At 72.4% G+C, this 25,294-nt stretch carries 28 protein-coding genes and 1 tRNA gene; 16 read left to right on the top strand and 13 right to left on the bottom strand.

All coding sequences use genetic code 11. The annotated features are described in order from the left end of the window. The coding region (locus G3I40_RS42560) for a PfkB family carbohydrate kinase (RefSeq protein ID WP_239092276.1) at nt 1-202 on the top strand (202 nt) is incomplete at its 5' end. A gap of 19 nt (nt 203-221) precedes the next feature. On the opposite strand, the gene G3I40_RS42555 is transcribed toward G3I40_RS42560, so the two are convergent. After that, complete coding sequence (locus tag G3I40_RS42555; protein ID WP_164560143.1) at nt 222-1,199, bottom strand: carbohydrate-binding protein; 978 nt, start codon at nt 1,197-1,199, stop codon at nt 222-224. Nucleotides 1,200-1,310: 111 nt separating this feature from the next. Further along, a complete protein-coding gene (cdgB, locus tag G3I40_RS42550) occupies nt 1,311-3,041 on the bottom strand; it encodes a diguanylate cyclase CdgB (protein ID WP_164560142.1) in 1,731 nt (576 codons plus the stop codon). 320 nt (nt 3,042-3,361) lie between these two features. Here cdgB and G3I40_RS42545 point away from each other — a divergent pair, with 320 nt between their 5' ends. Then, on the top strand, nt 3,362-3,997 hold the full coding sequence (locus G3I40_RS42545) for a flavin reductase family protein (protein WP_164560141.1): 636 nt from the start codon (nt 3,362-3,364) through the stop codon (nt 3,995-3,997). A 50-nt stretch (nt 3,998-4,047) separates the two neighbouring features. Here the strand turns inward: G3I40_RS42545 and arfB are convergent, their stop codons facing one another. Continuing rightward, nucleotides 4,048-4,473, bottom strand: a complete 426-nt coding sequence (gene arfB, locus G3I40_RS42540) for an alternative ribosome rescue aminoacyl-tRNA hydrolase ArfB (RefSeq protein ID WP_164560140.1) — start codon at nt 4,471-4,473, stop codon at nt 4,048-4,050. 184 nt (nt 4,474-4,657) lie between these two features. On the opposite strand from arfB, the gene G3I40_RS42535 reads away from it, so the two are divergent. Further along, entirely contained in the window at nt 4,658-5,233 is a 576-nt protein-coding gene (locus tag G3I40_RS42535; RefSeq protein WP_164560139.1) for a TerD family protein, read from the top strand. Between the two features lie 176 nt (nt 5,234-5,409). Continuing rightward, nucleotides 5,410-5,940: a GNAT family N-acetyltransferase gene (locus G3I40_RS42530; RefSeq protein WP_164560138.1), complete on the top strand. Its 531-nt coding sequence runs from the start codon at nt 5,410-5,412 to the stop codon at nt 5,938-5,940. Here G3I40_RS42530 and G3I40_RS42525 read toward each other — a convergent pair. The 4 genes from G3I40_RS42525 to G3I40_RS42510 all read right to left on the bottom strand — a co-directional run bounded on the left by G3I40_RS42525 (nt 5,935) and on the right by G3I40_RS42510 (nt 9,850). Continuing rightward, the gene (locus G3I40_RS42525) at nt 5,935-7,296 is read right to left on the bottom strand and encodes a M1 family metallopeptidase (RefSeq protein WP_164560144.1); all 1,362 of its coding nucleotides are present in this window, start codon (nt 7,294-7,296) and stop codon (nt 5,935-5,937) included. The genes G3I40_RS42530 and G3I40_RS42525 overlap by 6 nt on opposite strands. A 48-nt stretch (nt 7,297-7,344) precedes the next feature. Then, nucleotides 7,345-8,499, bottom strand: a complete 1,155-nt coding sequence (locus tag G3I40_RS42520) for a beta-propeller fold lactonase family protein (RefSeq protein WP_164560137.1) — start codon at nt 8,497-8,499, stop codon at nt 7,345-7,347. Beyond that, the gene (locus G3I40_RS42515; RefSeq protein ID WP_164560136.1) at nt 8,496-9,101 is read right to left on the bottom strand and encodes an ankyrin repeat domain-containing protein; all 606 of its coding nucleotides are present in this window, start codon (nt 9,099-9,101) and stop codon (nt 8,496-8,498) included. Before G3I40_RS42515 ends, G3I40_RS42520 begins: the two co-directional genes overlap by 4 nt. A 197-nt stretch (nt 9,102-9,298) precedes the next feature. Further along, a complete protein-coding gene (locus G3I40_RS42510; RefSeq protein ID WP_164560135.1) occupies nt 9,299-9,850 on the bottom strand; it encodes a heme-binding protein in 552 nt (183 codons plus the stop codon). Between the two features lie 406 nt (nt 9,851-10,256). Between G3I40_RS42510 and G3I40_RS42505 the strand changes: the two genes are divergently transcribed. From G3I40_RS42505 to G3I40_RS42495, 3 genes are all read left to right on the top strand, one after another. Next, on the top strand, nt 10,257-11,420 hold the full coding sequence (locus G3I40_RS42505) for a sensor histidine kinase (protein WP_239092277.1): 1,164 nt from the start codon (nt 10,257-10,259) through the stop codon (nt 11,418-11,420). Further along, entirely contained in the window at nt 11,417-12,079 is a 663-nt protein-coding gene (locus G3I40_RS42500; RefSeq protein ID WP_164560133.1) for a response regulator transcription factor, read from the top strand. Before G3I40_RS42505 ends, G3I40_RS42500 begins: the two co-directional genes overlap by 4 nt. Before the next feature lie 99 nt (nt 12,080-12,178). Further along, nucleotides 12,179-12,688 (top strand): hypothetical protein, encoded by a 510-nt coding sequence (locus G3I40_RS42495; RefSeq protein WP_164560132.1) that lies wholly within the window; start codon nt 12,179-12,181, stop codon nt 12,686-12,688. 232 nt (nt 12,689-12,920) lie between these two features. Here G3I40_RS42495 and G3I40_RS42490 read toward each other — a convergent pair whose 3' ends face one another. Next, the gene (locus G3I40_RS42490; protein ID WP_164560131.1) at nt 12,921-13,601 is read right to left on the bottom strand and encodes a pentapeptide repeat-containing protein; all 681 of its coding nucleotides are present in this window, start codon (nt 13,599-13,601) and stop codon (nt 12,921-12,923) included. A 224-nt stretch (nt 13,602-13,825) separates the two neighbouring features. On the opposite strand from G3I40_RS42490, the gene G3I40_RS42485 reads away from it, so the two are divergent. Together G3I40_RS42485 and G3I40_RS42480 are read left to right on the top strand one after the other, a co-directional pair. Further along, nucleotides 13,826-15,022 (top strand): NAD(P)-binding protein, encoded by a 1,197-nt coding sequence (locus G3I40_RS42485; RefSeq protein WP_164560130.1) that lies wholly within the window; start codon nt 13,826-13,828, stop codon nt 15,020-15,022. Between the two features lie 147 nt (nt 15,023-15,169). Continuing rightward, nucleotides 15,170-16,183 (top strand): zinc-binding dehydrogenase, encoded by a 1,014-nt coding sequence (locus G3I40_RS42480; protein ID WP_164560129.1) that lies wholly within the window; start codon nt 15,170-15,172, stop codon nt 16,181-16,183. A gap of 28 nt (nt 16,184-16,211) precedes the next feature. Here G3I40_RS42480 and G3I40_RS48040 read toward each other — a convergent pair whose 3' ends face one another. From G3I40_RS48040 to G3I40_RS42470, 3 genes are all read right to left on the bottom strand, one after another. After that, a complete protein-coding gene (locus tag G3I40_RS48040; RefSeq protein WP_275410332.1) occupies nt 16,212-16,346 on the bottom strand; it encodes a hypothetical protein in 135 nt (44 codons plus the stop codon). A 267-nt stretch (nt 16,347-16,613) separates the two neighbouring features. Next, the gene (locus G3I40_RS42475) at nt 16,614-17,096 is read right to left on the bottom strand and encodes a GNAT family N-acetyltransferase (protein ID WP_164560128.1); all 483 of its coding nucleotides are present in this window, start codon (nt 17,094-17,096) and stop codon (nt 16,614-16,616) included. A 175-nt stretch (nt 17,097-17,271) separates the two neighbouring features. Beyond that, complete coding sequence (locus G3I40_RS42470) at nt 17,272-18,162, bottom strand: aminoglycoside phosphotransferase family protein (RefSeq protein WP_164560127.1); 891 nt, start codon at nt 18,160-18,162, stop codon at nt 17,272-17,274. 33 nt (nt 18,163-18,195) lie between these two features. Between G3I40_RS42470 and G3I40_RS42465 the strand changes: the two genes are divergently transcribed. Beyond that, complete coding sequence (locus tag G3I40_RS42465) at nt 18,196-18,951, top strand: rhomboid-like protein (RefSeq protein WP_239092275.1); 756 nt, start codon at nt 18,196-18,198, stop codon at nt 18,949-18,951. Here G3I40_RS42465 and G3I40_RS42460 read toward each other — a convergent pair. Next, entirely contained in the window at nt 18,920-19,648 is a 729-nt protein-coding gene (locus G3I40_RS42460) for a thioredoxin domain-containing protein (RefSeq protein WP_164560126.1), read from the bottom strand. The genes G3I40_RS42465 and G3I40_RS42460 overlap by 32 nt on opposite strands. A 152-nt stretch (nt 19,649-19,800) precedes the next feature. Here G3I40_RS42460 and G3I40_RS42455 point away from each other — a divergent pair, with 152 nt between their 5' ends. The 3 genes from G3I40_RS42455 to G3I40_RS42445 all read left to right on the top strand — a co-directional run bounded on the left by G3I40_RS42455 (nt 19,801) and on the right by G3I40_RS42445 (nt 22,062). Next, nucleotides 19,801-21,213 (top strand): FAD-dependent oxidoreductase, encoded by a 1,413-nt coding sequence (locus G3I40_RS42455; protein ID WP_164560125.1) that lies wholly within the window; start codon nt 19,801-19,803, stop codon nt 21,211-21,213. A gap of 103 nt (nt 21,214-21,316) precedes the next feature. After that, nucleotides 21,317-21,736 (top strand): nuclear transport factor 2 family protein, encoded by a 420-nt coding sequence (locus tag G3I40_RS42450; protein WP_164560124.1) that lies wholly within the window; start codon nt 21,317-21,319, stop codon nt 21,734-21,736. A gap of 101 nt (nt 21,737-21,837) precedes the next feature. After that, on the top strand, nt 21,838-22,062 hold the full coding sequence (locus G3I40_RS42445) for a hypothetical protein (protein ID WP_164560123.1): 225 nt from the start codon (nt 21,838-21,840) through the stop codon (nt 22,060-22,062). A gap of 70 nt (nt 22,063-22,132) precedes the next feature. On the opposite strand, the gene G3I40_RS42440 is transcribed toward G3I40_RS42445, so the two are convergent. Continuing rightward, a tRNA-Thr gene (locus G3I40_RS42440) sits at nt 22,133-22,206 on the bottom strand. Nucleotides 22,207-22,419: 213 nt separating this feature from the next. Between G3I40_RS42440 and ugpC the strand changes: the two genes are divergently transcribed. The 3 genes from ugpC to G3I40_RS42425 all read left to right on the top strand — a co-directional run bounded on the left by ugpC (nt 22,420) and on the right by G3I40_RS42425 (nt 25,015). Further along, nucleotides 22,420-23,556 carry a sn-glycerol-3-phosphate ABC transporter ATP-binding protein UgpC gene (ugpC, locus tag G3I40_RS42435; RefSeq protein ID WP_164560122.1) on the top strand — a complete coding sequence of 379 codons (1,137 nt, stop codon included), beginning with the start codon at nt 22,420-22,422 and terminating at the stop codon, nt 23,554-23,556. A 198-nt stretch (nt 23,557-23,754) separates the two neighbouring features. Then, nucleotides 23,755-24,213, top strand: coding sequence for a hypothetical protein (locus G3I40_RS42430; RefSeq protein ID WP_164560121.1), 459 nt, complete (start codon nt 23,755-23,757; stop codon nt 24,211-24,213). Nucleotides 24,214-24,259: 46 nt separating this feature from the next. Next, the gene (locus G3I40_RS42425) at nt 24,260-25,015 is read left to right on the top strand and encodes a nucleotidyltransferase family protein (protein WP_164560120.1); all 756 of its coding nucleotides are present in this window, start codon (nt 24,260-24,262) and stop codon (nt 25,013-25,015) included. Nucleotides 25,016-25,294: the final 279 nt, after the last annotated feature.

Genomic DNA, 25,294 nt, shown 5'->3' with positions numbered 1-25,294 from the left:
CCCGACGGGCGCCGGCGACTCGGCGGTCGCGGGCCTGCTCTCCGGCCTGGTGGAACGCCTGCCGTGGCCCGACCGCCTGGCCCGCGCGGTCGCCCTGTCGGCGGCGACGGTGGTGGCGCCGGTGGCCGGAGAGTTCGACCGCGCCACGTACGAGACGCTGGTCGGCAAGGTGGCGGTGGCCGAACGGCTGGGCGCCGCCTAGAAACCGTCCGGCCGGGGCGTCACCTGCTCTTCTTTGCCGGCCCTTCGGACAGCCACATCTGGTCGATGTTCGCGTCGCACGTGTTGCCCTCGTCGCAGGAGACCGTGATCGCGTTGGTCCCCTTCGTGAGCTGCACGATGGCCCACGTGTTCGTCCAGCCCTTCTCCCAGTCGCCTTCCTTGGCGTGGGCGAAGTTCGTCATGTTCAACGGACGGGTCTGCTTCTTCCCGTTCACGTCGATCGTGGCGTCGGAGTCCTTGCCGGGCACGCCGTAGTTCACGTACAGCCGGTAGGCGCCGTCCTTCGGGATGTCGCTGACGGTCCACGTCACGCTCGCGCCCACCTTGTTGAAGCCCGCGACGTACTCGCCGCCCGCGGACTTCGCGCCCTTCACGTCGGAGGCGACGACGGGGCCGCCGGCCAGCGTCAGCGACTTCGCGTCGGTCTTCGGCAGGTCGAGCGGCGCGGACGACGCCGACTGCGAGGGCGTCTCGCTGGGCTGTACCGACTGGGAGGCGCCGGACGGCTTGCTGCCGGCCTCGTCGCCCTTGTCGTCGTCCCCGCTGTTGCTGAGCATGGCGACGCCGATGCCGATCACGACGGCCGCGACCACGGCGACGGCGCCGATCAGCAGCGCCTTGGTGTTCGGGCCGCCGCCCCGGCCGCCGCCACCGCGGGGCGCCCGCGGCGATCCCGGCTGGGCGGGAGCGCCGCCGGGCAGCGTCTCGGGGGCCTGGTAGTGCGTGTTCGGCTGGTTGTACGCGGCCGTCTGCTGCTGCGTCGGGACCTGCTGCCCGTACGACTGCTGCTGCTGCCCGTACTGCCGCTCGCCGACCGCGCGGACATGGTGGTACGAGGACCGGGGATTCGGGTAGCCGTAGCCGCCACCCCCGCTGTCGGGCGGGGTCGCCCCGGCCGCCTGTCCGTCGGCGTACAGATAGCCGAACGGATCGTCGTCCTCGGGCGTGGTGCTCGCGCCGTTGTTGCCGGGCGCCATCCCTGATCACTCCCTACGGTTTGCTTACCGGGGCGAGCGTACCCGCTGCGAGTGATCCCAAGGCGTGGCCTTGACCTCACCGAAACCTGCGCAACCCGCGGCGGTGACCGGTCAGCCCGCGCGCCTGTGCTGCTTGGCGCGTGATCTCTTCTCCACGTACATCCGCTGGTCAGCGGAGCTCAGCACCGCTTCCGCGGTCATCCCGCAGTGGGCCCAGCCGATGCCGAAACTGGCCCCCACGCGCACCGCCCGGCCATCCACTCGAATCGGCGGAATGATGGCGTTCCGCAGCCGGACCGCAAGGTCCTGGGCGTCCGCCCGGCCGAGTCCGTCGGCGAGCACCACGAACTCGTCGCCGCCGAGCCGGGCGACCGTGTCCCCGTCCCGGACGCCGCTGGTCAGACGGCGGGCCACCTCGATGAGGACGGCGTCGCCCGCGTTGTGCCCGAACCGGTCGTTGATCGACTTGAAGCCGTCGAGGTCGCAGAAGAGGACGGCGAGGCCCTTCGTGCCGTCGTCCGCGCCCGACGCGTCGCCCTCGGGCGCACTCACGTGTACATGGCCGTCGAAGGCGTCGAAGCCGTCGTAGAGGCCGGACTGGTGCGGCACGGGCAGGGCGCCGGTGAAGTCGAAGCCGTGCCCGTTCGAGTCGGTGGCGCCGCCGGGCGGGTCGCCGTACGCGGCGTCGAGCGAGTCGATGGCGCTGGGCCGTGCCTCCTGCGGGCGCCGGCACAGCCGGGCGGAGAGGCGGGAGCGCAGTTCGGCCGAGTTGGGCAGGCCGGTGAGGGAGTCGTGCGAGGCGCGGTGGGCGAGCTGCAGCTCGCGGCGCTTGCGCTCCTCGATGTCCTCGACGTGGGTGAGCAGGAAGCGGGGCCCGTCGGCGGCGTCGGCCACCACGGAGTTGCGCAGGCTCACCCAGACGTACGTGCCGTCGCGGCGCCCGAGCCGCAGCTCCGCGCGCCCGCCCTCGGCGGACGTGCGCAGCAGGGTGCCTATGTCCTCCGGGTGCACGAGGTCGGAGAACGAGTAGCGGCGCATGGCGGAGGCGGGGCGGCCGAGCAGGCGGCACAGCGCGTCGTTCGTGCGCAGGATCCGGCCGTGCTGGTCGCCGCCCATCTCGGCGATGGCCATACCGGAGGGCGCGTACTCGAAGGCCTGCCGGAAGCTCTCCTCGCTGGCGCGCAGGGCCTGCTGTTCGCGCTCCAGGCGGACCAGGGCGCGCTGCATGTTGGCCCGCAGCCGCGCGTTGCTGATGGCGATCGCGGCCTGGAAGGCGTACATCTGCAGGGCCTCGCGGCCCCAGGCGCCGGGCCTGCGTCCGTTGCGCGGGCGGTCGACGGAGATCACGCCGAGCAGTTCGCCGCCGGAGGCGCCCGAAGGGGGTCCGCCCGCGCGAGCGGATTCGAGCGTGGGCGAGTACATGGGGGCGAAGAGGCGGTCCGAGGGGTGCCACTCGTCCTCGAAGCGGGGCGGCGGGCCATCGGTGAACCACTGCGGCACGTCGTCCTCGTCGAGGATCCAGCCCTCGGTGTACGGGATGAAGCGCAGCTCGTCCCAGGCCTCGCCCATCGCGAGGCGGCGGTCCCAGGAGGTGCGGGAGCCGACGCGGCCGGTGATCAGGGCCTCGGCCGCGGAGTTGCCGGCGAACGCGGCGACGACCAGGTCGCCGTCGGGGCGCACGAGGTTCACGCACGCCAGCTCGTAGCCGAGCCCGTTGACGACGCCGTCGGCGACGGTCTGCAGGGTGTCGGCCAGGCTGCGGGCCGTGTTCATGTCCGCCATCACCTGGTGCAGCTGACGCAGGGTCGCAAGACGGACGTAGGGCTCCGACTCGGTCTCCATGCTCAGTTCTCCCCGAGACCTCGACAGCACTCCAGAATTCTGATCGGCTCTCTTCGCACGTGCAGCAGCACGTTCGTTTCGCGGTGTCGACCGCCACTGAATCACAGTGAGCTGTGCCCCCGGTACACAGGGTCAACAAAATATGGCTCCTGTGACTCAAGTCACAGCAGAACATGCGAGGTTGGGGAGAAAAACGGGGCACTTCCTGTGCGTTTGGCGAACGCCGGAACCAGGACGAGGCAGGGCGAAGAAGGGCATACCCAACGGCCTCCGCCGGAGGTCCGCCAGGGGTCCTAGGACCGGCCTGGGACCTGGGCCCGATGTGGCGCCGCCGGACCCGGACTAGCGTCACGAGCGTGCTGAAGAATCCCCCTGCCACGCCCGTCCTGCCCGCCCCGGCGCCCTCCTCCCCCGCTTCGCCCCCGCCCGCCGGGCATGCTGAGGGGGTGAGCAACGACGAGTTCCGCGCCGCCCTGTCCCGTCTCGCCGCGGGCGTCGTCCTGCTGACCGCGCACGAGCCCGCCCTCGACCCCGAGGGACCGCCCGGGGAGGACGCGGGCATGACGGCGACGGCCTTCATGTCGGTGTCCCTCGACCCGCCGCTCGTCCTGGTCTCGGTGCGCAACGGCTCCCGCATGGACGACCTGATCGACGAGCAGCCCCTGTGGGCGGTGTCGATGCTCGCCGAGTCGCAGAGCCACATCGCCGGGCGCTTCGCCATGAAGGGCCGGCTCAGCGACCGGCTGCTCTTCGAGGACATCCCTTACGTACGCGGTGAGCACACCGGTGCCCCGCTGGTGGGCGGGGCACTGGCGACCCTGGAGTGCCGCACGGAGCAGGTGGTTCCGGCGGGCGACCACACGCTGGTGATCGGCCGGGTCCTGAGCGCGTCCCTGCCGAGCGCGGACGGGGGCCCGCTGACGTACTTCCGGGGGCGGTACCGGCACCTGGGCTGAACCGGGCCGCCGGGCGCCGGTGGGGGCCCGGAGTCGGTCGGCCCCCGGGACTACCAGTCGCGGCCGGTGCGGCCGCGCTTCGTCTCGGAGCGGGCCTTCTTCTCGCGCAGCCTGCGTTCGTTGATGCCCCGGGGGATGCGGGTGGCCCGGCGCGGCTTCGGCGGCGGGGCCGTGGCCTCCGCGAGGAGCGCGGCGAGGCGGACGGCCGCCGTCTCCCGGTTGCGCCACTGGGAGCGGTGCTCGGACGCGCGCACGGAGACGACGCCGTCCACGAGGCGGGACGCCAGGCGCTCCAGGGCGCGCTCCTTCCAGACGTCGGGCAGCGCCTTCGTGGCGGCCAGGTCGAAGCGCAACTCCACTTGGGAGTCACTGGTGTTCACGTGCTGCCCGCCCGGCCCGGACGACCGCGAGAAACGCCACAGGAGCTCGGCCTCCGGAAGGACGACCGAACCGCGGATGGGATAGGGACCGGACATGTGTCCATGGTCGCGTGTCCGCGCGGTTCCGTCACCCCGTTTTCGCCCTCCGCGCGGCCTTGGTAAAGAAAGTAAAGAGGTCTGGAACCTCCCGTACCCGGTTCGCGTTCATAGGGGTACGAGTAGCTTCGGCTACGCACGTACACCGCGCATCCGCGCATTTACGAGGGAAGGGACTCCCGCAATGGCAGTAAGCCTGTCCAAGGGTGGCAACGTCTCGCTCACCAAGGAGGCTCCGGGCCTGACCGCCGTCACCGTGGGCCTCGGCTGGGACGTCCGCACCACCACCGGCACCGACTTCGACCTGGACGCGTCCGCGATCGCGGTGAACACGCAGGGCAAGGTCTACTCGGACGGCCACTTCGTCTTCTTCAACAACAAGCAGACGCCGGACCAGTCGATCGTGCACACCGGCGACAACCGCTCCGGTGAGGGCGCGGGCGACGACGAGGCGATCAACGTGAACCTGGAGGCGCTGCCCGCCGACGTCGACAAGATCGTGTTCCCGGTCTCGATCTACGACGCCGAGACCCGCACGCAGAACTTCGGCCAGGTCCGCAACGCGTACATCCGCATCGTGAACCAGTCCGGCGGCACCGAGATCGCCCGCTACGACCTCTCCGAGGACGCGGCCACCGAGACCGCCATGGTCTTCGGCGAGCTCTACCGCAACGGCGCGGAGTGGAAGTTCCGCGCCGTGGGCCAGGGCTACGCCTCGGGCCTCGTCGGCATCGCGCAGGACTTCGGCGTCAGCGTCTGACGTCCGGCATGACCGAGGGGGCGCCGGCGACCGCCGGCGCCCCCTCGCGTCGTTCTCCCGCGGCGACAGGCCGAGCGCGCCCGGTCCCAGGCAGCGCCTTCCACGCGCTCACCGCCGGCAGCGGCGCCGCAGCGCCCTTACGGCCCGGCCGGGCCCCGGCTCCCTACGATCCCCCCATGATCCTCGAACCGCTCTCCCCCGGCCCCGACCACGCCCTGCCCGCCGAGGTGCTCACCGAGGCCGCGGAGCTGTACGCCGCCAACCGGGAGTTCTTCGCGCTCAGCGGGGACTTCCCCGACCCCGACGACATCACCGTCGAGCAGGTGGCCGTCTCGCTCGCCGACGAGCTGGCGCAGCCCGGCGCCGAGGTGCTGCTCGCGCGGGCCGGCGGCCGGCTCGCGGGGATCGCCGTGACGCTCGCCCACCATCCGGACCCCGCCAAGGGCGACCCGGACCCGTGGATCGGACTGCTGATGATCGACGCGACGCGGCAACGCCGGGGACACGGGCGGGAGTTGGCGACGGCGGTCGAGGAGCGCTTCCGTGCCGCGGGCCGGACCGGGCTGCGCCTCGCCGTGCTGGAGGCCAACCCGAAGGCCCTCGCCTTCTGGACCGCCCTCGGCTACGAGGAGATCGACCGGCGCGCGGACCGCCAACTCGGCCGCCCCTGCCGGGTGTTGCGCAAGCAGCTCACGCCCGGCTCATGACTGCCGCGGCTTCCCGTCCCCGTACAGCCAGACGTCCCAGACCCCCGCGAGCGCCTTCGCCTTGCCAGGGTTCTTCTTCTCCACGTACGCCGTGAAGTCGCCGGTGTCCGCGTTGCCGTACTTGTGATCAGCGGGCCAACTCTTCAGCAGGGAGAAGAAATCGGCGTCCCCGATCGTCTCGCGGACCTTCTGCAGGACCATCGCGCCACGCTGGTACACGGGCGTGTCCGAGATCTGCGCGGCGCCCGGCGGGTCGGCGGGCGGGAAGGACCAGACGGCGGCGCCCTTCGGGCGGGCGTAGACCGCGTCGAAGGCCTCGCGGGCCGGCTCGCCGTGGTGGTCCTCCTCCCACAGCCACTCCGCGTACGTCGCGAAGCCCTCGTTGAGCCACATGTCGCGCCATGACTTCGGGGTGACCGAGTCGCCGTACCACTGGTGCGCCAGCTCGTGGACGAGCGTGCCCAGATCGGGGGCGCCGGGGAACACCGGGCGGTTCTGGGTCTCCAGGGCGTACCCGGCGTCGCCGTCCCGGTCGACGATCGCGCCGGTCGAGGAGAACGGGTAGGCGCCGAACCGCTTCGTCTCCCAGGTGATCACCTCGGGGAGCCGGCCAAGGACCTCCTTGCTCGCCTGCGCCTCCTGCGGGTCGACCGCGGTCCAGACGGGCAGCCCGGAAGGGGTCTTGGAGCGGCGGATGTCGAACCTGCCCACGGCGACGGTCGCCAGATAGCTCCCCATGGGCTGGGCGACGTGCCAGGAGTAGGTGGTGCGACGGCCGTCCGCGGAGGTCCGCTCGCTCGTCAACTCGCCGTTCGAGACGGCCTGTTGCCCCTTGGGGACGGTGACCGTGATGTCGTACGTCGCCTTGTCGGACGGGTGGTTGTTGCCCGGGAACCAGGCCATCGAGCCGGTGGGCTCGCCGAGGCCGAGCGCGCCGTCGGCGGTGCGCAGCCAGCCCTCCTCGGATCCGTCCGGGTCGGTGATCGTCTCGGGTTCGCCGGAGTAGCGGACGGTGGTGCGGAAGGTGCTGCCGTCGGGGAGTTCGTCGTGCGGGCGGACCGTCAGCTCGTGCCCGGCGCGGCTGCCGACGGCGCGCTTCCCGTCGACGGTGACCTCGTCCACCGTCAGCCCCTGGAGGTCGAGGTGGAAGGCGCTGAGGCTCTGGCGGGCGGTCGCGGTGAGGTCGGCCGTGCCGGTGAGGCGGTGCGTGGCCGGGTCGTAGGCGAGGTCGAGGGCGTAGTGCGTGACGTCGTAGCCGCCGTTGCCCAGGCCGGGGAAGTACGGGTCGCGCAGCCCGGCGGCGCCGGGGCCGCCGTGCACGCCGCCGGAGCAGGCGGGGACGGCGGCGAGGGCCATCAGGAGGGGCAGGACCACGAGGCGGTGGGGGATGCGCACCTCGTGATCCTATGACCCCTTTTGGCCCGGGAGTTCCGCGATGCCCAACGGGCGTTCCCCGACGGCGAGCCGGCGGGTGTCGCCGCTGTCGAGGTCGACGACCGTGATGCCGTTCCAGTAGCCGTCACGGGTGAAGCCGCCGGTGACGTAGGCCGTGCGGCCGTCGGCGGAGACCGTGACGTCCTCGTGCGGGCCGTCGAGCGGGATCACCTTCTCCTTGCCGTCCTTCGCCCGGACGGTCAGCGACGGGCCCTCGTCGCGGGATGGGTCGATGGGGCCGGTGCCGACGACGAGCAGGGTGCCGTCGGGGGTGATCGTGGTGCCGTGCTGGTGGGTGTTGGCCGTCATCCGCTCGACCGTCGAGCGGCCGGTGTCCGGGTCGACGACCACGAGCTTCTCGCCCTCGAACGGCAGGAGCAGCTTGCCGTCGGAGGGCCGCACGGCCGCGTAGTGCGGCTTGAGCCAGGAGCCGAGGCCGCCCTCGGTGCCGTACGGGGCGACCTCGATGCGGCGGGTCCGGTCGAGGTGGACGGGGTCGACGACGGTGACGTCGAACGAGTCGTGGTCGGTCGCGTACACCTGCTTGCCGTCGCGCGACACGTCCACGTCGAAGGGGCGACGCCCGACGTCGGCGGTGCCGGTCACCTTGAGGGAGCCGGTGTCGACGACCTCCAACGCACCTTTGCTGTCAGGGACGTTGACGCCCACGTAGACGTGCTCGCCGTCGGGGGCGAGGGCGATGCCCATCCCGCCGCCGCGGTACTCGCCGTGCGTCGGCTCGCCGAGGTCCTTCGTCCCGTACGGGACGAGGGCGGTCCGTTCGCGGCTGTCGGTGTCGACGACCGCGACGCCCTCGGCGGTGGCGACCCAGGCCCGGCCGTCGTCGCCGACGGCGAGTCCGTAGGGCGCGGTGCCGACCTTCACCGAGTCGGTCCTCCCCTTGTCCGGGTCGACGAAGGTGACCGTGTCGGCGCCGAAGTCGGTGACGAGGAGCGTGCCGTCCGGGGTCCTGTCGGTCGGCTCGGGTGCGGCCGCCATCGGGTCCGTGGTCCGCTGCGTGGCCGGGGTACTCGAACTCGCCTTCTCCTGCGGCCCGTTGCCGGTCTGCGCGGCGCATCCGGCGAGCAGCGCGACCGCCGTGGCGGCCAGGAGCACGCGCTTCACCGTACGGCCCTCAGCAGACCGGTGATCTGCGTGAAGCCGCGCCGCTCGGCGTGCTCCAGGGCGGTGACGCCGTCGCCGTCCGGGAGGCCCGGGGTGGCGCCCGCCGTGATCAGCAGCTCCACGATCTCCTGGTGGGCCCGGCCGCCGTCACCGAGGATCACGGCCTCCAACAGGGCGGTCCAGCCGAGGCGGTTGACGTGGTCGACGTCGATGTCGGTCTCGCGCAGCAGGGCGCGTACGTACTCGACGTGGCCGCGCTCGGAGGCGGGGATGAGGGCGATCCCGCCGAACCGGTTGCGCAGCTTCAGATCGGGGCCGGCCGGTAGCAGGGCGCGCATCATCGCGACGCTGCCGGTGACGCCGGTGTGCAGCCAGGGGCTCTCGTCGCGGTCGTCCTGGGCATTCGGATCGGCCCCTGCTGCGACGAGCGCCTGCGCGGCGGCGACGTGGTCGTGCATCGCCGCGAGGAGGAGGGGAGTGCGACGGTGCGCGTCGCGGGCCTCGGTGCGGGCGCCCGCGGCGAGGGCGGCGCGGACGGCCTCGGTGTCGCCCTGTCCGGCGGCGTTCAGCAGGGCGCGGTCGGCATCGCCGAGTGTCGGCATGGCGGTACTCCAGGGAACGTGCTCGGGAAAAGGGACCGGCGGCACACGGTACGGGGGGAACCGTGCGCCGCCGGGGCGGGGGCGGGGGAGCGCTCGGGCGCTCACCCCGGGGGTGCCTGCGCTTACGTGGCGAGCGGGCCTTCTCACTCGGTGAGCGAGGCGACGCCGACTTACTCGGTGAGCGAGGCGAGGCCGACTTACTTGTTGAGCGAGGCGACGCCGGCCTGGGCGATCTTCTCGTCGATGTCGCCGGACGGCGCACCCGCGACGCCGATGCCCGCGATCGGGGCGCCCTTCGCGGTGACGGGGGCGCCACCGGCGAGGAACAGCGTGCCGGGGATGTCCTTCATCGTCGGCGCCTTCTCCAGGTTCTTGACCAGCTGCGAGGTCGGTGCGTTCCAGGAGACGGCGGTGAACGCCTTCTTCTCGGCCGACTCGTACGACTGCGGTCCCGCGCCGTCGCCACGGACGGTCAGGATGGTGTTGCCGTTGCGGTCGACGACGGCGACGGAGACCTTCTGGTTCTCCTTCTTCGCCTCGGCCAGCGCGGCCTGGGCGGCCTTCTGGGCGGCGTCGGCCGTCAGGTGCGTGGTGGTCGTGGTGGTGCCGGACTTGGCGTCGGCGGCCTTGGCGGCCGGGGCGGCCGGCGCCGTGGCGCTGGCGGAGACGGCACCGAAGGTACCGGCGGCAACGGCCGCGATCACTGCACCGCTGGTGACGAGGGTGGAGCGGCGGGAGAGCTTCTTCATGGGAGGACTCCTTGGTGAGGGCGGGTCGCCTTGGTGACGACGGTGCGCCTTGGTGACGGGCGGGCCGTCGTTCCTTCTGCTCTCCAGCCTGGGCCCGGAACGGGGCCCGGGCCGTCGGCGTTCCGGCTGCTCGCGGCGGGCCGAGCGGCCGATCCCCGGGTCATCCGATCGGTTGACCCCAGGGGCGCGGGGGCCCGGGACAATGGGAGTGTTTGCCCAGTTCGGAGCCGCTCGACGGCGTGACCGCGCGAGGTCGCGGAGGGAGGTACACATGGCCACGAACCCCGGGACCCGCGAGAGCCACGGGCCCGACGAGACCCGCGGGCTCGACGACAGTCACGGACTCGACGAGAGCTACGGGCTCGACGAGAGCTACGACGTGGACGCCCGCCGCCTCGCCACCGTCATGCACGCCGCGTTCTTCCTGCTGCTGGCCGTCGCGCTGGCCCGCTTCCTGCTGCGCCACCCCGGCGGCGCCCGCACCCCGTGGATCATCGGGCTGTCCGCCGCACTGGCGCTCGTCTACGTCGTCGGCCTGGTGCGCGACTCCGCGGGACGGCCCACCACGGGGCCCCGGGTGTGGCTGACGCTGGTGGTCGCCGTGTGGGTGGTGCTCGTCGTGCTGGCGCCGAGCTTCGCCTGGTGCGCGGTGCCGCTCTTCTACACGGGCCTGCGGATGCTGCCGACCCGCGCCGCCCTGATCCTGGTGGCCCTGCTGACCGGCCTGGTCATCGTCGCCCAACTGCGGCTCGCCGGGCGCTGGGACCCCGATCTGGTGCTCGGCCCGCCCGTGGTCGGCCTGATCGCCACCGCCGTCTTCCTCACGATGCAGCGGCAGTCCGCACGCCAGCGCGTCCTCATCGACGACCTGATCCGCACCCGCCGGGAACTGGCCGCCTCCGAGCGCCGCGAGGGCACCCTCGCCGAACGCCAGCGCCTGTCCATGGAGATCCACGACACCCTCGCGCAGGGCCTGTCCAGCCAGCAGATGCTGCTGCAGGCGGCGGAGCGGGTGTGGAACAGCGACTCCGGCAAGGCGCGGGCGCACGTGCACACCGCGGCGTCCGTCGCCGAGCACAACCTGACCGAGGCCCGCCGCTTCGTGCACGACCTGGCGCCCGCCGATCTCGCCCACGGCCTGGAGGCGGGGCTGCGCGCGGTCGCCGCCCGCGAGTCCGGCGACCGCCTCTCGGTCCGCGTCCACATCGCCGACGACGGCCGCACCCCCCGTCTGCCCGACCGGGTCCAGGGCGCCCTGCTGCGCATCGCCCAGGGCGCCCTGGCCAACGTACGGGAGCACTCCGGCGCCGCCACCGCCGCGCTCACCCTCACCCTCCTCGACGACCAGGTCGTCCTGGACGTCGCCGACGACGGCCACGGCTTCGACCCGGCGACGCTGTCGACCGCTCCGCAGGGCGTACGCGGCCACGGGGTCCCGGCGATCCGGGCCCGGGTCCGCCAGCTCGGCGGGACCCTGACCATCGAGTCGACGCCGGGCGAGGGCACGGTGCTTTCGGCCGCCATCCCTCTTGAGCCGCAAGCGGAGCCCCCCTTGGAGTCCCCCGCATGACGACCACCCCGGACGCCCCCGGCGCCTCCGCCACCCCCATCCGCATCCTGCTCTGCGACGACCACGTGGTCGTGCGGGCCGGACTGCTCGCCCTGCTCGACAGCGCCGAGGGCATCGAGGTGGTCGGCGAGGCGGGCACCGGCGAGGAGGCGCTGGCGCTCGTCGCCAAGCTCACCCCGGACGTGGTCCTGATGGACCTCCAGCTCGGCAAGGGCATCGACGGCGTGGAGACCACCCGCCGCCTCGCCTCGGGCCCGGCGCCCACGCCCCACGTGCTGGTCCTCACCACGTACGACACCGACGCCGACATCACCCGCGCCATCGAGGCGGGCGCCACGGGCTACCTGCTCAAGGCCGAGCGCCCCGAGGAACTGTTCGCCGCGATCCACGCCGCCGCCGAGGGCCGCACGGCCCTGTCCGCGCCCGTCGCCAGCCGCGTCATGGCCAACATGCGCAAGCCGCGGCCCACGCTCACCGACCGCGAGCGCGACATCCTCGCGCAGCTGGCGCACGGCCTGGGCAACCGGGAGATCGCAAAGGCCCTGTTCATCAGCGAGGCCACGGTCAAGACCCACCTGGGCCGGATCTACGACAAGCTCGGCGTGGACACCCGAGCGGGCGCCGTCGCGGTGGCGAAGGAGCAGCGGCTACTGCCCTGAGCCGGGGGGCGGCCGCTCTCCTGATCCACAGCCCTCGGACGCACGCCCGCCCCAGGCCACGGGCGGAGCCACCGGCCGGCCCGTGACACCATCGACCACGTGCTCGACATCGGTTACGCCCTCTCCCGCCGCTTCCCGGACCCGCCGCAGACGGACTACCGCCGCGCGGACGTCCACGCGCTGCGTCACGACCTGTTCTGCGGCGACGTGTACCTGGCCGACACGAAGGCGGACCGGGAACTGTCCACAGCCTGGGGATGGGTGCCGGTGCTCGACTTCGCGTGGGCGCTGTGCGACATCGTCGAGCAGCTGGACCGGGACCCGCGCGGCAGCCGCTCCGCCACCTCCCAGTACGCGGAGCTCGACTTCACCGAGTCGACGGACCGGATGCTCTTCGAGCGCCGCTTCGGCTGGGTCGACATCGAGTCCGACTGGATGCCGGGCGACGAGCCCCCGCTGAACTTCTCGCACGCCGAACTGCGCCGCGAGGCACGGGACTTCCTGCACGACCTGATCGCCGACCTCACCGACATGCACGAGGACCTGGCGGACAACCCGGCGCTCTGGGACCTCCAGGCCCGCTTCCCCCGCGTCCCCGACAGGCCCTGACCCCGGGACCGGGACCACACCGGAATCGGGACCGAGGCCGGACCGGCGCCGGGGCCGGGGCGGGGGCCGGACCAGGACCGAGACCGGACCCGGATCAGGACCAAGACCGGGACCGGGACCGCACCGAGACCGAGACCGGATCGCGATCGAGCCCGGGGCCGGACCGGCGCCGAGGCCGAGCCCGGTCCCAAGACCGGATCAGAGCCAGGCCCGAGGCCAGCCGGCCGAGGGGCTACCCCTCCACCCGCACTCCCAACTGCGCCGCGAACGCCGGCGCCAGATCGAAGAGCTGGGGCGGGGAGATCACCGCTCCGCCCAGCCTGTCCACACCCCGCGCGATCCCCAGCTCGGCCGCACCGCGCAGGTCGACGTCCGCCATCGTCGCCCCGGTGAGGTCCGCCCCCTTCAACACGCAGCCCGGGAACTCCACCCGCTCCAGGCGCGCGCCCCCGAAGTCCGGCTCCACCAGCACACAGCCCTCGAAGACGACGTCCTTCATCTTCGCCTTGCGCAGATTCAGGTAGTCGATCTTGCCGCCCCGGATCACCACCCGCTCCAGCACGGACCCGTGCAGCTGCACCCCGCCGAGCCGCGCGTCCGTCACCTCCACGTCCCGCAGCGTCGCTTCCGCGAGATCCGTGCCCACCCCGCGGATGCCGCTCAGCACCGAGTCGAGGATCCGGGCACGGTTCAGCCCCGCCTCGTCGAAGCCGCACCCCTCGATCGCGCAGTCCATGAACCGCGCCCCGATCCCCTCCTGCCCGGCGAAGTCCGCGTCGCGGAACAGCACCCCGTCGTAGTCCCCGTCCGCCTCCAGGCGGTCGCCGTCCACCCACGGCACCAGCTCGGGCAGCCGCACCTGCGGCCGCCGCGCCTGCTTCACCTTCGCCGTCCCGCCACGCCTGTCTGCCATGCCCCCATGCTGCCCGCCGCCACTGACAATCCCGCCCGCGCCCCCGGCCCCGGCCCCGGCCCCGGCCTGCGCGGACTCCCCCGATGTCACGTTCCGGCCCCGCCCGGCGTCGTAAACGCGTCAGAGCAATCGGCAACCTGCAATCGACAACCAGCAACCAGCAACACGCCATGAGCAGCCAGCAACCCGCCCACCCAAGGCAATCGGCAATGGCAGGAGCCCCCATGCCCCGCACCACGCCCGCCCGCGCCCTCACCGTCATCGGCGGCGGGTGTGCCGGACTGACCGCCGCGATCACCGCCGCGGAGGCCGACGTCCGTGTCACGCTCTACGAGGCCCACCACACGCTCGGCGGCCGCGCCCGCACCGCCGACGGCCCCTACCGCACCCACGAAGGACCGCACGCCCTCTACAACGGCGGCCCGCACTGGACCTGGCTGAAGCAGCGCGGCCTGCTCGGCGACGTCGCCGCGGTCCCGCCCCTCGAAGCCGCCCGGCTGCGCTTCCACCGCGACGGCGTCCTGCGCCGCACCCCGCCCCTCGCCCTGTTCCGGCTGCTGCGCCACCGGCCCGAACGGGCCCCCGTGGACGAGGACTTCACCACCTGGGCGAGCCGCGTCGCCGGCCCGGAGGCCGCCCGCGCCGCCGCGCACTACACCGCCGTCGCCCTCTTCCACCACGACCCGGGCACGCTCTCCGCCCGCTTCGTGCAGGAACGCCTGCGCCGCACCGCCGCACTGCCCCCGGAGGCGCGCTACCCCGTCGGCGGCTGGTCCGCGGTCATCGACAGGATGGCGGCCCGCGCCTGGAACCTGGGCGTACGGGTGGAGACCTGCGCCCGCCTCGACGCCGTGCCGACCGACACCCCGGTCGTCGTCGCCACGTCCCTGGACGCGGCCCGGCGCCTCCTCCAGGACGACTCCCTCGTCTGGGACAGCGGCCGTACGGTCCTGGTCGACCTGGCCGTACGTGCCCGCCGCGGCGACGCGTTCGCAGTGTCCGGCATCGACTTCCCGGCCTGGCTCGAACGCTTCACCGCCCAGGACACGTCCCTCGCCCCGCGCGGCGAGAGCCTCGTCCAGGGCCAGGTGCCGATCGCCCCGCACGAGGCGAAGTCCGACGGCGCCGCCCGCGCCGAGAACCTCCTGGACCTGGCGTTCCCCGGCTGGCGCGAGCGCACCGCCTGGCGCCGCGACGCCGTCGCCCACGGGCGCACCGGCGCGCTCGACCGTCCCGGGACGACCTGGCGGGACCGGCCCGCGATCCGCCGCGGCGACGGCGTCTACCTCGCCGGCGACATGGTGGCCGCGCCGGGCGTCCTGTCCGAGGTCTCCTTCACCAGCGCGATCGAGGCGACGACGCTCGCGCTGATGTCCGGAGTGACCCTGCGCGGCCGCGACCTCGGCCTCGACCGGGCTTGACGGTTTTAACGGGCTTGACGGGCTTGACGGGCTTGACGGGCTTGACGGGGCTTGACGGGGCTTGACCTCAACCAGGCTTGAGGTCGAAGACTGGCGGCGTCCACCGGTCAGCTGTCACCGCCGACTCCGACGCCTCGGGGAGCACCCATGCACGCCGTCCGCCTGCACGCCTTCGGCCCGGCCGAGAACCTCGTCCACGAGCGGACCGAGGACCCCGAACCGGGCCCCGGCCAGGTCCGGATCGCGGTCGAGGCCGCGGGCGTGCACCTGATCGACGCCGCGATCCGCAGCGGCGTACGGGGCCCGCTGCCCGCGCTCCCCGACCTGCCGACGATCCCCGGCCGCGAGGTCGCCGGCACCGTGGAGTCGCTCGGCGCGGGCACCGACCCGTCCTGGCGCGGCAAGCGGGTCGTCGCGCACCTGGGTCTCGCCCCCGGCGGCTACGCGGAACTGGCCGTCGTGGACGCCGCCCGCCTGCACGAGATCCCGCCGAACCTCGACCCCGCCGGGGCCGTCGCCATGATCGGCACCGGCCGCACCGCACTGGGCATCCTCCGCTTCGCCGAGGTCACCCCGCGGACGGTCGCGCTCGTGCCCGCCGCGGCGGGCGGCATCGGCACGCTCCTGGTCCAGTACGTGAAGGACGCGGGCGGCACGGTCATCGGCCTGGCCGGCGGCCCGGCGAAGACGGCGCTGGTGACGGCGAACGGCGCGGACCTCGCCCTCGACTACAAGGACCCCGCATGGCCTGCCGCGGCAAGGGAGTTCCTCGACGCGCGCGGCACACGGGCCACGCTCCTGCTCGACGGCGTCGGCGGCGCGGTCACGGCGGCCGCCCTCGACCTGCTCGGCCCCGGCGGCCTGCACCTCGTCTTCGGCTGGTCCGACCGGGGCATCGGCGACGAGGGCGGTCCTCGGCTATTGGACGAGTCCGAGCGCGCCCGTCGCGGCCTCACCCAGCAGAACGTGCTCGGCCCGGCCATGATGCGGAAGGTCGGCGGCGACGACCCGGTCCGCACCCTGGAACTGGCCGCACTCGACCTCGCGGCCCGCGGCGTCCTGACCCCCGCGGTCCACCGCTTCCCCCTCGCGCAGGCGGCGGCCGCGCACCGTGCGCTGGAGACGCGGGGCACGACGGGCAAGGTGGTCCTGGAGGTGTGACGCGCCGCGCGTGAGGCCTGACATCGCGTCAGGCAGCGCTCTCCTCAAGGGATTTGACGTACTCCGGCAAGATTTCGAAGTGGGCGGACATCGCGCCGTGGTGGTGGTAGTCGTGCGTCTCGACGAGCTTGCCGTCGCTGAGCCGGCCGCGGGCGACGATCACGTTGGGGAGGGTGAAAGTGCGGCCGGTGGCGTGCACGTGACAACACGCCGAGAGCGCGGGCGAGGAGTCCCGGATGCTCCCCGCGGAAGTGGTCCTCGACGGACTCTCACCCCGCACCGCCGCCTCCGACGGCTGACCCTGCGCGCCCGGATTCCGCTACGGGGCACGCAGCCCGGGCCGCGCCGTCCGGGGACGCGCCCAGCACCCCGGCGGAGCAGGACCGACCGCCACGGGCCCGCCTCCGGCGCCTGCCGGGAAGCCCTGCTCCTACGCCCCGTCGGCACCCAGCTCGGCCAACGCCCCGTCCGTCAGCCGGAACACGGTCCACTCGTCCTGCGGCCGCGCCCCGAGCGCGCGGTAGAAGTCGATCGAGGGCCGGTTCCAGTCGAGCACCGACCACTCCAGGCGCTCGTACCCCCGCTCCGCGCAGATCCGCGCCAACGCGCGCAGCAGCGCCTTCCCGTGGCCGCCGCCGCGCGCCTCGGGCCGCACGTACAGGTCCTCCAGATAGATCCCGTGCACCCCGCGCCAGGTCGAGAAGTTGAGGAACCACAGGGCGAACCCGACGGCCGCACCGCTCTCCTCGTCCACGGCGATGTGCGCGAAGGCGGCGGGCCGTTCACCGAACAGCGCGTCGTGCAGCTGCTGTTCGGTGGCGCGCGCCTCGTCGAGGGCCTTCTCGTAGGCGGCGAGTTCACGGACCATCGCATGGATGACGGGTACGTCGGCGGGAGTGGCGGTACGGATCATGCGCGCAGGTTAACCGGCCCCGATCCGGCGACGCCGACCCAGGGGACCACCCCGGACGCCCCCGCCCCGGAAGCCGCCGCGCCCCACCCGGCCACCTGGGACGACCTGCCCGGACCGCTAGGGCGTGTTGTGAAAGTCCCGCCTGCCCCGGGCGAACGACGGGACTTTCAAAACCCTAGGCCGACCTGCCCAGCAGCCGCCCCGCGATCTCCATCCCGTCGGCCGCGAGCTCCCGCCCGTCCGCCACGTCCCACAGGGCGTTCTGCAGCACCCGCCCCAGCGTCCAGGCCCTGGCCCGCTCCCGGTCCAGGCCCAGCACCTGCGTCATCGCGTCGAAGCGCCACAGCACCTCGTCCGCCGCGAAACGGTTGTCGAGCGCGGGCCACAGGTCGAACCCCGGGTCGCCGGCGAGCGGCTTCGGGTCGATGGCCAGCCACGGCTCGCGCTCGCCGGCCAGCACGTTCTCGAAGTGCAGGTCCCAGTGGAGCAGCCGGTCCCCGGGCTCCCCCACGACCTCCCGCACGGCCGCCGCGCACGACGCCACGATCCCGCGCCGCACCGGATCGGCGATCCGCGGCAGCGCCCCGGGCACGTCCGCCAGCATCTGCCCCGCGATGTCGGACAGCGTCCGCATCCCCGCCGGCGCGGGCTCCGCCGTCAGCCGCGCCAGCAGCTCGGCGATGACGAGCACGGCCTCGCGGGAGTCGTCCAGCACGCTCAACATCCGCCCGGCGTCGAGCCGTTCGAGCAGCATCGTCCCGGTGGCGCCGTCATGGTCCAGGAGGCGCACCGCCCCGGCGCCGTCCCACACCCGCAGCGCGACCGGCTCCCCCTCGGTCTCCGCGTCGAGGATCTGGAACTTCACCGCCGCGGGCAGCCCGTCGGCCCGCCGCACCACGGGCAGCACCAGCGCGGCCATCCCGTGCATCGGCGGCCCGTCGACCTCCAGCCCCCACCGCTCGACGAACTCCTCCACCCGCGCGGGCAGCGCCGCGATGAACGCCCGGCCCGGCTCCCCCGCGTACGCGTACTGGGACTCGACCAGGCCATCCGGAATGTCGATCACGACGGCGACCCTACCGGCGTGCCTGAATCAGCCATGCCTTCTTTTCTCCGCCGCGCAGGGTCGTCCGTGGGGTCGTACGTGCGCAGCGCACCCGGCACGTACCTCTGGCTGGCCGCGCTCTTCGTCACGACGGTCGCCGTGCACCACATGAGCCCGCACTTCGAGCAGGACTTCCTGCGCCAGCGCTCCACGAACCTGCACGAGCTGTCGAAGAACCCGATCCGCGTCCTCGTCTCGTCGGCGTTCTGGATCGACGGCAGCAGCTGGTGGCCGTACGCCGTGCTCTACACGGTCTTCCACGCGCAGGCCGAGCGCTGGCTCGGCACCGCCCGCTGGCTGGCCGTCGCCGCGGCCGCGCACATCCTCGCGACACTGATCAGCGAGGGCGCCCTGCTGTGGGCCGTGCGGCACGGCCACGTCCCCGTGTCCTCGGTCAACACCCTTGACGTGGGGGTGAGTTACGCACTGGCGGGCGTCATCGCGGTCCTCACGTACCGCATCGCACCGCCCTGGCGCTACGTCTATCTGGCGGTCGTCCTCGTCGTCTACGGCGGCCCGCTCGTCACGGGCCGCACGTTCACCGACCTGGGCCACTTCACGTCCGTGCTGATCGGACTGGCCTGCTACCCGCTGACCCAGGGACGGGGCACCCCCTGGAACCCGCTCTCCCTCTTCCGGAGATCCGGCTCCCGAGAACCCGCCCCCCGGAAATCCGACTCCCGACGGTCCGGCTTCCGGAGGTCCGGCTTCCGGAGGTCTAGGACGACGCCTCGATCCCGGCCTTCTTGAGCACCTCGGCGAACGCCGCCTCCGCGTACATCGCGTCCTCGTCGCCCCCGGCCTTCTTCCCGTCGATCACGACGGTCGGCGTGCCCCGCACCCCGTCGTCCCGGAACGACTTCATCGCCCGCCCCACCCACTTCTCGTACGACCCGTCGTTCACGGCCTTGTCGAAGGCGGCACCGCGCAACCCGTCCACCTTGCCCGCGATCTTCAGCAGATAGCCGTTCGTGTACGCGTCCACGGCCTCGTCCGCGGGCTGGTGGGCGAAGACGGCGGCATGGAACTCCGGGAACCTGCCGGCGTCGACGGAGGCCCGCAGCGCGTTCGCCGCGTTCACCGAGCCGGAGCCGCCCAGCGCCTTGTCGAGGAACGACGCGATCGTGTACTCCACCTTCACGTCGCCGTCGGCCACCGGCTTCACCAGCGCCCGCGCCCCGCCCTCCTCGAACTTCTTGCAGAACGGGCAGCGCGCGTCCTCGTACACCTTCACCGTGTGCGGCGCGTCCGCCTCGCCGACCGTGATGACACCGCCGTCCACGCGCACGGGCGCCCCGGCGAGCGACGCCGAGTCGTCCACGGCGTGCACCTCGGTGACCTCGCCCCCGCCCTGGGAGGACGTCCCGCCCGACGAACAGGCGGCGAGCACACCGCCCAGCGTCACCGCGACGGCCACCGCCCCCACACCACGCACCGCAACCCTCATACCCGGACCCTCCAACCCCACAGAACATGTCGGACCCACCCAAACTACGCACGTCCACCCCCGCCCCGACGCCCCCGAAGGACCCCACCCACCGGGACCAACGCCCTCTCCCCCTGCCGCGAACCCCACCCCGAGCAGTAACGTCCACCGCCATGAGCAGCACGAACAACGCGACGGCGACGGTCAACGGCGGCATATCGTTCTGGTACGCGGACGACGGCATCCCCCTCGCCCGCGAACCCCTCGCCGGCGACGCGAGCGCGGACGTCGTCATCGTCGGCGGCGGCTACACCGGCCTGTGGACCGCGTACTACCTCAAGAAGGCCGCACCCTTCCTGCGCATCACGGTCCTTGAGCAGAAGTTCTGCGGCTACGGCGCCTCCGGCCGCAACGGCGGCTGGCTCTACAACGGCATCGCGGGCCGCGACCGCTACGCGAAACTCCACGGCCACGAAGCCGCGGTCCGCCTCCAGCAGGCGATGAACGCCACGGTCTCCGAAGTCATCGACGTAGCGCGCACCGAAGCGATCGACGCCGACATCCACCACGGCGGAGTCCTCGAAATCGCCTACACACCGGCGCAGTTGGCACGCCTGAAGTCCTTCCACGCCGCCGAGCTCTCGTACGGCGAGAAGGACCGCACCCTGCACGGCGCCCGCGAGACGGCGGACCGCGTCCGCGTCGCCGGCGCCGTCGGCTCGACCTGGACCCCGCACGGCGCGCGCCTGCACCCGGTCAAACTCCTCAAGGGCCTGGCACGGGCGGTCGAAGCCCTCGGCGTCACGATCCACGAGTCGACCCCGGTCACTGAGATCAGGCCGAAGCACGCCCACACGCCCTACGGCACGGTCCGGGCCCCCTACATCCTGCGCTGCACCGAAGGCTTCACCGCGTCACTGAAGGGCCAGCGCCGCACCTGGCTCCCCATGAACTCCTCCATGATCGCGACGGCGCCCCTGACCGCCGCCCAGTGGGAATCCATCGGCTGGGAAGGCCGCGAGACCCTCGGCGACATGGCCCACGCCTACATGTACGCGCAGCGCACGGCGGACGACCGCATCACACTCGGCGGCCGCGGCTACCCGTACCGCTACGGCTCCAAGGCGGACAACGACGGCCGCACGCAACCCGCCACGGTCGAGGCGCTGCGGGACATCCTCACCCGCTTCTTCCCCCAGCTCACCGGTGTCCCCGTGGCCCACGCCTGGTCCGGCGTCCTCGGCGTCCCCCGCGACTGGTGCGCCACGGTCACCCTGGACCGCTCGACCGGCATCGGCTGGGCGGGCGGCTACGTGGGCTCGGGCGTGGCGACCGCCAACCTCGCGGCCCGCACCCTGCGCGACCTGGTCCAGCAGGACTCCGGCCAGTCGGGCCCCACCGACCTCACCGCTCTGCCCTGGGTCAACCACAAGGTCCGCAAATGGGAACCCGAGCCCTTCCGCTGGCTCGGCGTCCACGGCATGTACGCCACCTACAACGCGGCCGACCGCCGCGAACTCACCACCCCCACGGCGCAGTCGTCCCGCCTGGCACAGGCGGCGGACAAGCTGGCCGGACGCCACTGACCCCTCGACGGCCCTCCCCCTGACCTCCCGCGACAACCCCAAGTTGTCGCGGGCCCGGGCCAGTTGTTGGCCGCGCCACCCGCGCGGACGCTTCACTACACCCATGAACACCGCAGACAACACCCCCAAGGCAGTCGTCACCCGCTACGTCGAGGCGGTCGCCGCCGGAGACCTGGCCACCATCACCGACTCGTTCGCCGAGGACGCCGTCTGGATCTACCCCGGCCACGACCTCCCGCTCACCGGCGCCTGGAAGGGCCGCGACACGATCATCAACGACTTCCTCGGCAAGGCCACCGGCACCCTCTTCGCCCCCGGCTCCACCCCCACGGTCACCCTCACCAGCGTCATGGCGGAGGGCGACAAGGTGGTCGCCGAATGGCACGCCGAGGGCGACGCGGCCACCGGCAAGCGCTACGACAACCGCTGCCTCGGCATCTACACGGTGCGGGACGGCAAGATCACCGAGGTGCGGGAGTACGCGGACACCCGGCACGTGGGCGAGGTGCTCTTCGGTCTGTGACCTGGGGCGGGAGTCAATTCCCTTGCAGAACACTGGAGTTGGGCGCATGATCCGGCCGTTATCCATGAGGCTCCAGTGTCCCCAGAGACAGGAAGCACCGCATGCGCAAGCTCGCAGCACTCCTCACCACCGGAGCGGCCGCCGCCGCCCTCGTCGGCCTGGCAGGCACCTCCGCCCAGGCCGCCGCGGAGTCGACCTACATCGGCCGCTACTCCAGCAAGAGCGCCTGCGTCGACGCCGGCCAGCAGTACGTCCGCGAGGGCTACAAGAGCTACAGCTGCCTCGTCCAGCCCGGGACGTCGTACTACGACCTCTTCGTCTCGTAGCCACGAACACTTCCCCACGCGAAAAGGCCCCGCCCCTCGATGAGGGAGCGGGGCCTTTCCGGCTGTATCGAGCCCCCTGTCGGATTCGAACCGACGACCTACGCATTACAAGTGCGTTGCTCTGGCCATCTGAGCTAAGGAGGCAGCCTGAGAAGTGTAACCAGACCCCGCGCCCGTCCCCTCGAATATTTCGGCGAATCTCACAGCCCCCGACCTACTGACAGACCCCCCACCCCCCGGGTACGGTCCGATCAGTTCACCCGCGTGGACTACACCTCTCCGGGACACCCGGCGGGGCCACCCGCTTTACAACGGATCGTCCGGCACGTTCCTGCCGGTGAAGGGGGCTTCACAGCCATGGCTTCTGTCACGTTCGACAAGGCGACCCGCGTCTACCCCGGGTCCACCAAGCCCGCGGTCGACGGCCTGGACATCGAGGTCGGGGACGGCGAGTTCCTCGTCCTCGTCGGCCCGTCCGGCTGCGGAAAGTCGACCTCCCTGCGCATGCTCGCGGGTCTCGAGGACGTCAACGGCGGAGCGATCCGCATCGGTGACCGCGACGTCACGCACCTGCCGCCCAAGGACCGGGACATCGCCATGGTGTTCCAGAACTACGCGCTCTACCCGCACATGTCCGTCGCCGACAACATGGGCTTCGCGCTCAAGATCGCCGGCGTGAACAAGGCGGAGATCCGGCAGAAGGTCGAGGAGGCCGCGAAGATCCTCGACCTCTCCGAGTACCTGGACCGCAAGCCGAAGGCCCTCTCGGGTGGTCAGCGCCAGCGTGTCGCCATGGGTCGCGCCATCGTGCGTGAGCCGCAGGTGTTCCTCATGGACGAGCCGCTGTCGAACCTCGACGCCAAGCTGCGTGTCTCCACCCGTACGCAGATCGCCTCGCTGCAGCGCCGGCTCGGCATCACCACCGTGTACGTCACCCACGACCAGGTCGAGGCCATGACCATGGGTGACCGCGTGGCCGTGCTGAAGGACGGCCTGCTCCAGCAGGTCGACTCGCCGCGCAACATGTACGACCGCCCGGCCAACCTCTTCGTCGCCGGCTTCATCGGCTCCCCGGCCATGAACCTGGTCGAGGTCCCGATCACCGACGGCGGCGTGAAGTTCGGCAACTCGGTCGTCCCGGTCAACCGCGAGGCCCTCAAGGCCGCCGCGGACAAGGGCGACACCACGGTGACGGTCGGTGTCCGCCCGGAGCACTTCGACATCGTCGAGCACAACGGCGAGGCCGCGAAGTCGCTGACGAAGGACGCCTCCGACGCCCCGGCCGGCCTCGCCGTCTCCGTGAACGTCGTCGAGGAGCTCGGCGCCGACGGTTACGTCTACGGTGCCGCGCAGGTCGGCGGCGAGCACAAGGACCTGGTCGTCCGGGTCAACGGCCGCCGGGTGCCGGAGAAGGGTGCCCAGCTGCACGTCGTGCCGCGCGCGGGCGAGACCCACGTGTTCTCGACGTCGACGGGCGAGCGCCTCTCCGACTGACCCCGCCAACTCGCGAAGGGGGCCCCGCACTTCGGTGCGGGGCCCCTTTCGTATCCGCTCACGTTGTCGACAAATACCCCGTCAATTCAGACATTTCCTCCACTTGCGTCAACACGTAAGCAGCAAAACCCACTTGCCCATCCCTCATCAGAGTGACTAAATGTCGCCAAATCATCACCGACCGCTACGCTCACTCGCGTGACGCACTCCGCTAACTACACCCAGAAGTCGCGCCGAGCCAGGGGCAGGGGTCCCGCCCGCCGCGCCGCGCGCACGCTCGCGTTCGTCCTGCCGGTGATGCTGGTGCTCTCCGGGACCCTCGCGGTCACCCGAGTCAACTGGTCGGGGAGCTCCTCGGACTCCATCCTCACGGCTTCCTCACAGGACGTTTCCGCGCGCGCCAAGTCGCGCGCCCCCCAGGACGTCCTGCGCGACCGTCTCCTCCTGGAACTCCAGGAGAAGGACCCCGGCATCGCGCTCACCCATCTTCAGCAGGAGGTCGACCGCCGCCCCTCGCTCGCCAAGCACTGCATGTCGATCGCGAAGGCCCTGGGCCGCGCCGCCGTCCAGGCCTACGGCCCGGCCCGCGCCCAGGCGTTCTCCCGCCCCGTCTGCGACACCTCGTTCGCCTCGGGGGTGGCCGGCTTCCGCGGCTGAGGACCACCGCACACTCCACGGGCCGTGCGCACGTACAGTTCCGGTCATGACGACCGCTGAACCGGCCGCGCACGGCCCGCATGCGTATCCGCACCGGCCGACCCAGGCCATCGTCCTGGCCGGCGGCCAGGGCTCCCGGCTGCGCCCCTACACCGATGACCGCCCCAAGCCGATGGTGGAGATCCCCGGCACCGGGACGCCGATCATCGGTCACCAGTTGACCTGGCTCGCGGAGGAGGGCGTCACCGACGCCGTCGTCTCCTGCGGGCACCTCGCCGAAGTCCTCCAGGAGTGGCTGGAATCGGCCGATCTGCCGTTGCGCGTCACGACGGTCGTGGAGAAGGAGCCGCTGGGCCGTGGCGGCGGCCTGAAGTTCGCGGCCGCGCACCTGCCGCACCAGGACCGCCCGTGGTACGCGACGAACGGGGACATCTGGACCCGGTTCTCGCTGCGCGACATGGCCGACTTCCACCACGAGCGCGAGGCGACGGCGACGCTGGCCCTCGCCCGGCCGCGCATTCCGTGGGGCGCCGTCGAGACGGACGCGTTCGGCCACATCACGGACTTCGTCGAGTCCCCGCCGTCGCCGTTCCTGATCAACGCGGGTCTGTACGTCTTCTCCCCCGAGTTCGCCTCCCTCCTCCCGGACGTCGGCGACCACGAGCGCACCACGTTCCCGCGGCTGGCCCGCGCCAAGCGCCTGGCCGGTTTCCCGATCCCGCAGGGCGCGTACTGGCGCGCGATCGACACGGCGAAGGACCTGCGGGAAGCCGCCAAGGAGCTGGCCTCGCTGGGACATTGAGTCCGCAGAGGTGAGGCGAAGGCCCTGAGGGTTCTCGGGCTCTACGCCGATGGGGCCCCGCACGTGGATCGTGCGGGGCCCCATCGGCGTAGGAGGTGGGGAGCGGAGCGGTCAGCCGAGCAGGCCGCCCACCAGGCCCGGCTTGTCGCCGCCGCCACCACCGCCGCCACCGCCTTCGTTGCCGCCGCCACCGGAGGTCGAACCGCCGTCGGAGGAGCCGCCGCCGGTCGTGCCGCCGGACGACGTCGGACCGCCGCCGGTGCTGGCCGGCGGCTGCTG

The organism is Streptomyces sp. SID14478 (assembly GCF_010548525.1).
Taxonomy (GTDB): Bacteria; Actinomycetota; Actinomycetes; order Streptomycetales; family Streptomycetaceae; genus Streptomyces.
The sequence above is the reverse complement of the archived record's forward strand: the minus strand, read 5'-3'. Positions and strand labels throughout refer to the sequence as shown.

Coding starts and splice junctions, on each gene's coding strand:
- G3I40_RS42555 (WP_164560143.1), bottom strand. CDS start 1,199: ATGGCGCCCGGCAACAACGGCGCGAGCACCACGCCCGAGGACGACGAT.
- cdgB (WP_164560142.1), bottom strand. CDS start 3,041: ATGGAGACCGAGTCGGAGCCCTACGTCCGTCTTGCGACCCTGCGTCAG.
- G3I40_RS42545 (WP_164560141.1), top strand. CDS start 3,362: ATGTGGCGCCGCCGGACCCGGACTAGCGTCACGAGCGTGCTGAAGAAT.
- arfB (WP_164560140.1), bottom strand. CDS start 4,473: ATGTCCGGTCCCTATCCCATCCGCGGTTCGGTCGTCCTTCCGGAGGCC.
- G3I40_RS42535 (WP_164560139.1), top strand. CDS start 4,658: ATGGCAGTAAGCCTGTCCAAGGGTGGCAACGTCTCGCTCACCAAGGAG.
- G3I40_RS42530 (WP_164560138.1), top strand. CDS start 5,410: ATGATCCTCGAACCGCTCTCCCCCGGCCCCGACCACGCCCTGCCCGCC.
- G3I40_RS42525 (WP_164560144.1), bottom strand. CDS start 7,296: ATGGCCCTCGCCGCCGTCCCCGCCTGCTCCGGCGGCGTGCACGGCGGC.
- G3I40_RS42515 (WP_164560136.1), bottom strand. CDS start 9,101: ATGCCGACACTCGGCGATGCCGACCGCGCCCTGCTGAACGCCGCCGGA.
- G3I40_RS42510 (WP_164560135.1), bottom strand. CDS start 9,850: ATGAAGAAGCTCTCCCGCCGCTCCACCCTCGTCACCAGCGGTGCAGTG.
- G3I40_RS42505 (WP_239092277.1), top strand. CDS start 10,257: ATGCACGCCGCGTTCTTCCTGCTGCTGGCCGTCGCGCTGGCCCGCTTC.
- G3I40_RS42500 (WP_164560133.1), top strand. CDS start 11,417: ATGACGACCACCCCGGACGCCCCCGGCGCCTCCGCCACCCCCATCCGC.
- G3I40_RS42490 (WP_164560131.1), bottom strand. CDS start 13,601: ATGGCAGACAGGCGTGGCGGGACGGCGAAGGTGAAGCAGGCGCGGCGG.
- G3I40_RS42485 (WP_164560130.1), top strand. CDS start 13,826: ATGCCCCGCACCACGCCCGCCCGCGCCCTCACCGTCATCGGCGGCGGG.
- G3I40_RS42480 (WP_164560129.1), top strand. CDS start 15,170: ATGCACGCCGTCCGCCTGCACGCCTTCGGCCCGGCCGAGAACCTCGTC.
- G3I40_RS42475 (WP_164560128.1), bottom strand. CDS start 17,096: ATGATCCGTACCGCCACTCCCGCCGACGTACCCGTCATCCATGCGATG.
- G3I40_RS42465 (WP_239092275.1), top strand. CDS start 18,196: ATGCCTTCTTTTCTCCGCCGCGCAGGGTCGTCCGTGGGGTCGTACGTG.
- G3I40_RS42460 (WP_164560126.1), bottom strand. CDS start 19,648: ATGAGGGTTGCGGTGCGTGGTGTGGGGGCGGTGGCCGTCGCGGTGACG.
- G3I40_RS42455 (WP_164560125.1), top strand. CDS start 19,801: ATGAGCAGCACGAACAACGCGACGGCGACGGTCAACGGCGGCATATCG.
- G3I40_RS42450 (WP_164560124.1), top strand. CDS start 21,317: ATGAACACCGCAGACAACACCCCCAAGGCAGTCGTCACCCGCTACGTC.
- G3I40_RS42445 (WP_164560123.1), top strand. CDS start 21,838: ATGCGCAAGCTCGCAGCACTCCTCACCACCGGAGCGGCCGCCGCCGCC.
- ugpC (WP_164560122.1), top strand. CDS start 22,420: ATGGCTTCTGTCACGTTCGACAAGGCGACCCGCGTCTACCCCGGGTCC.
- G3I40_RS42425 (WP_164560120.1), top strand. CDS start 24,260: ATGACGACCGCTGAACCGGCCGCGCACGGCCCGCATGCGTATCCGCAC.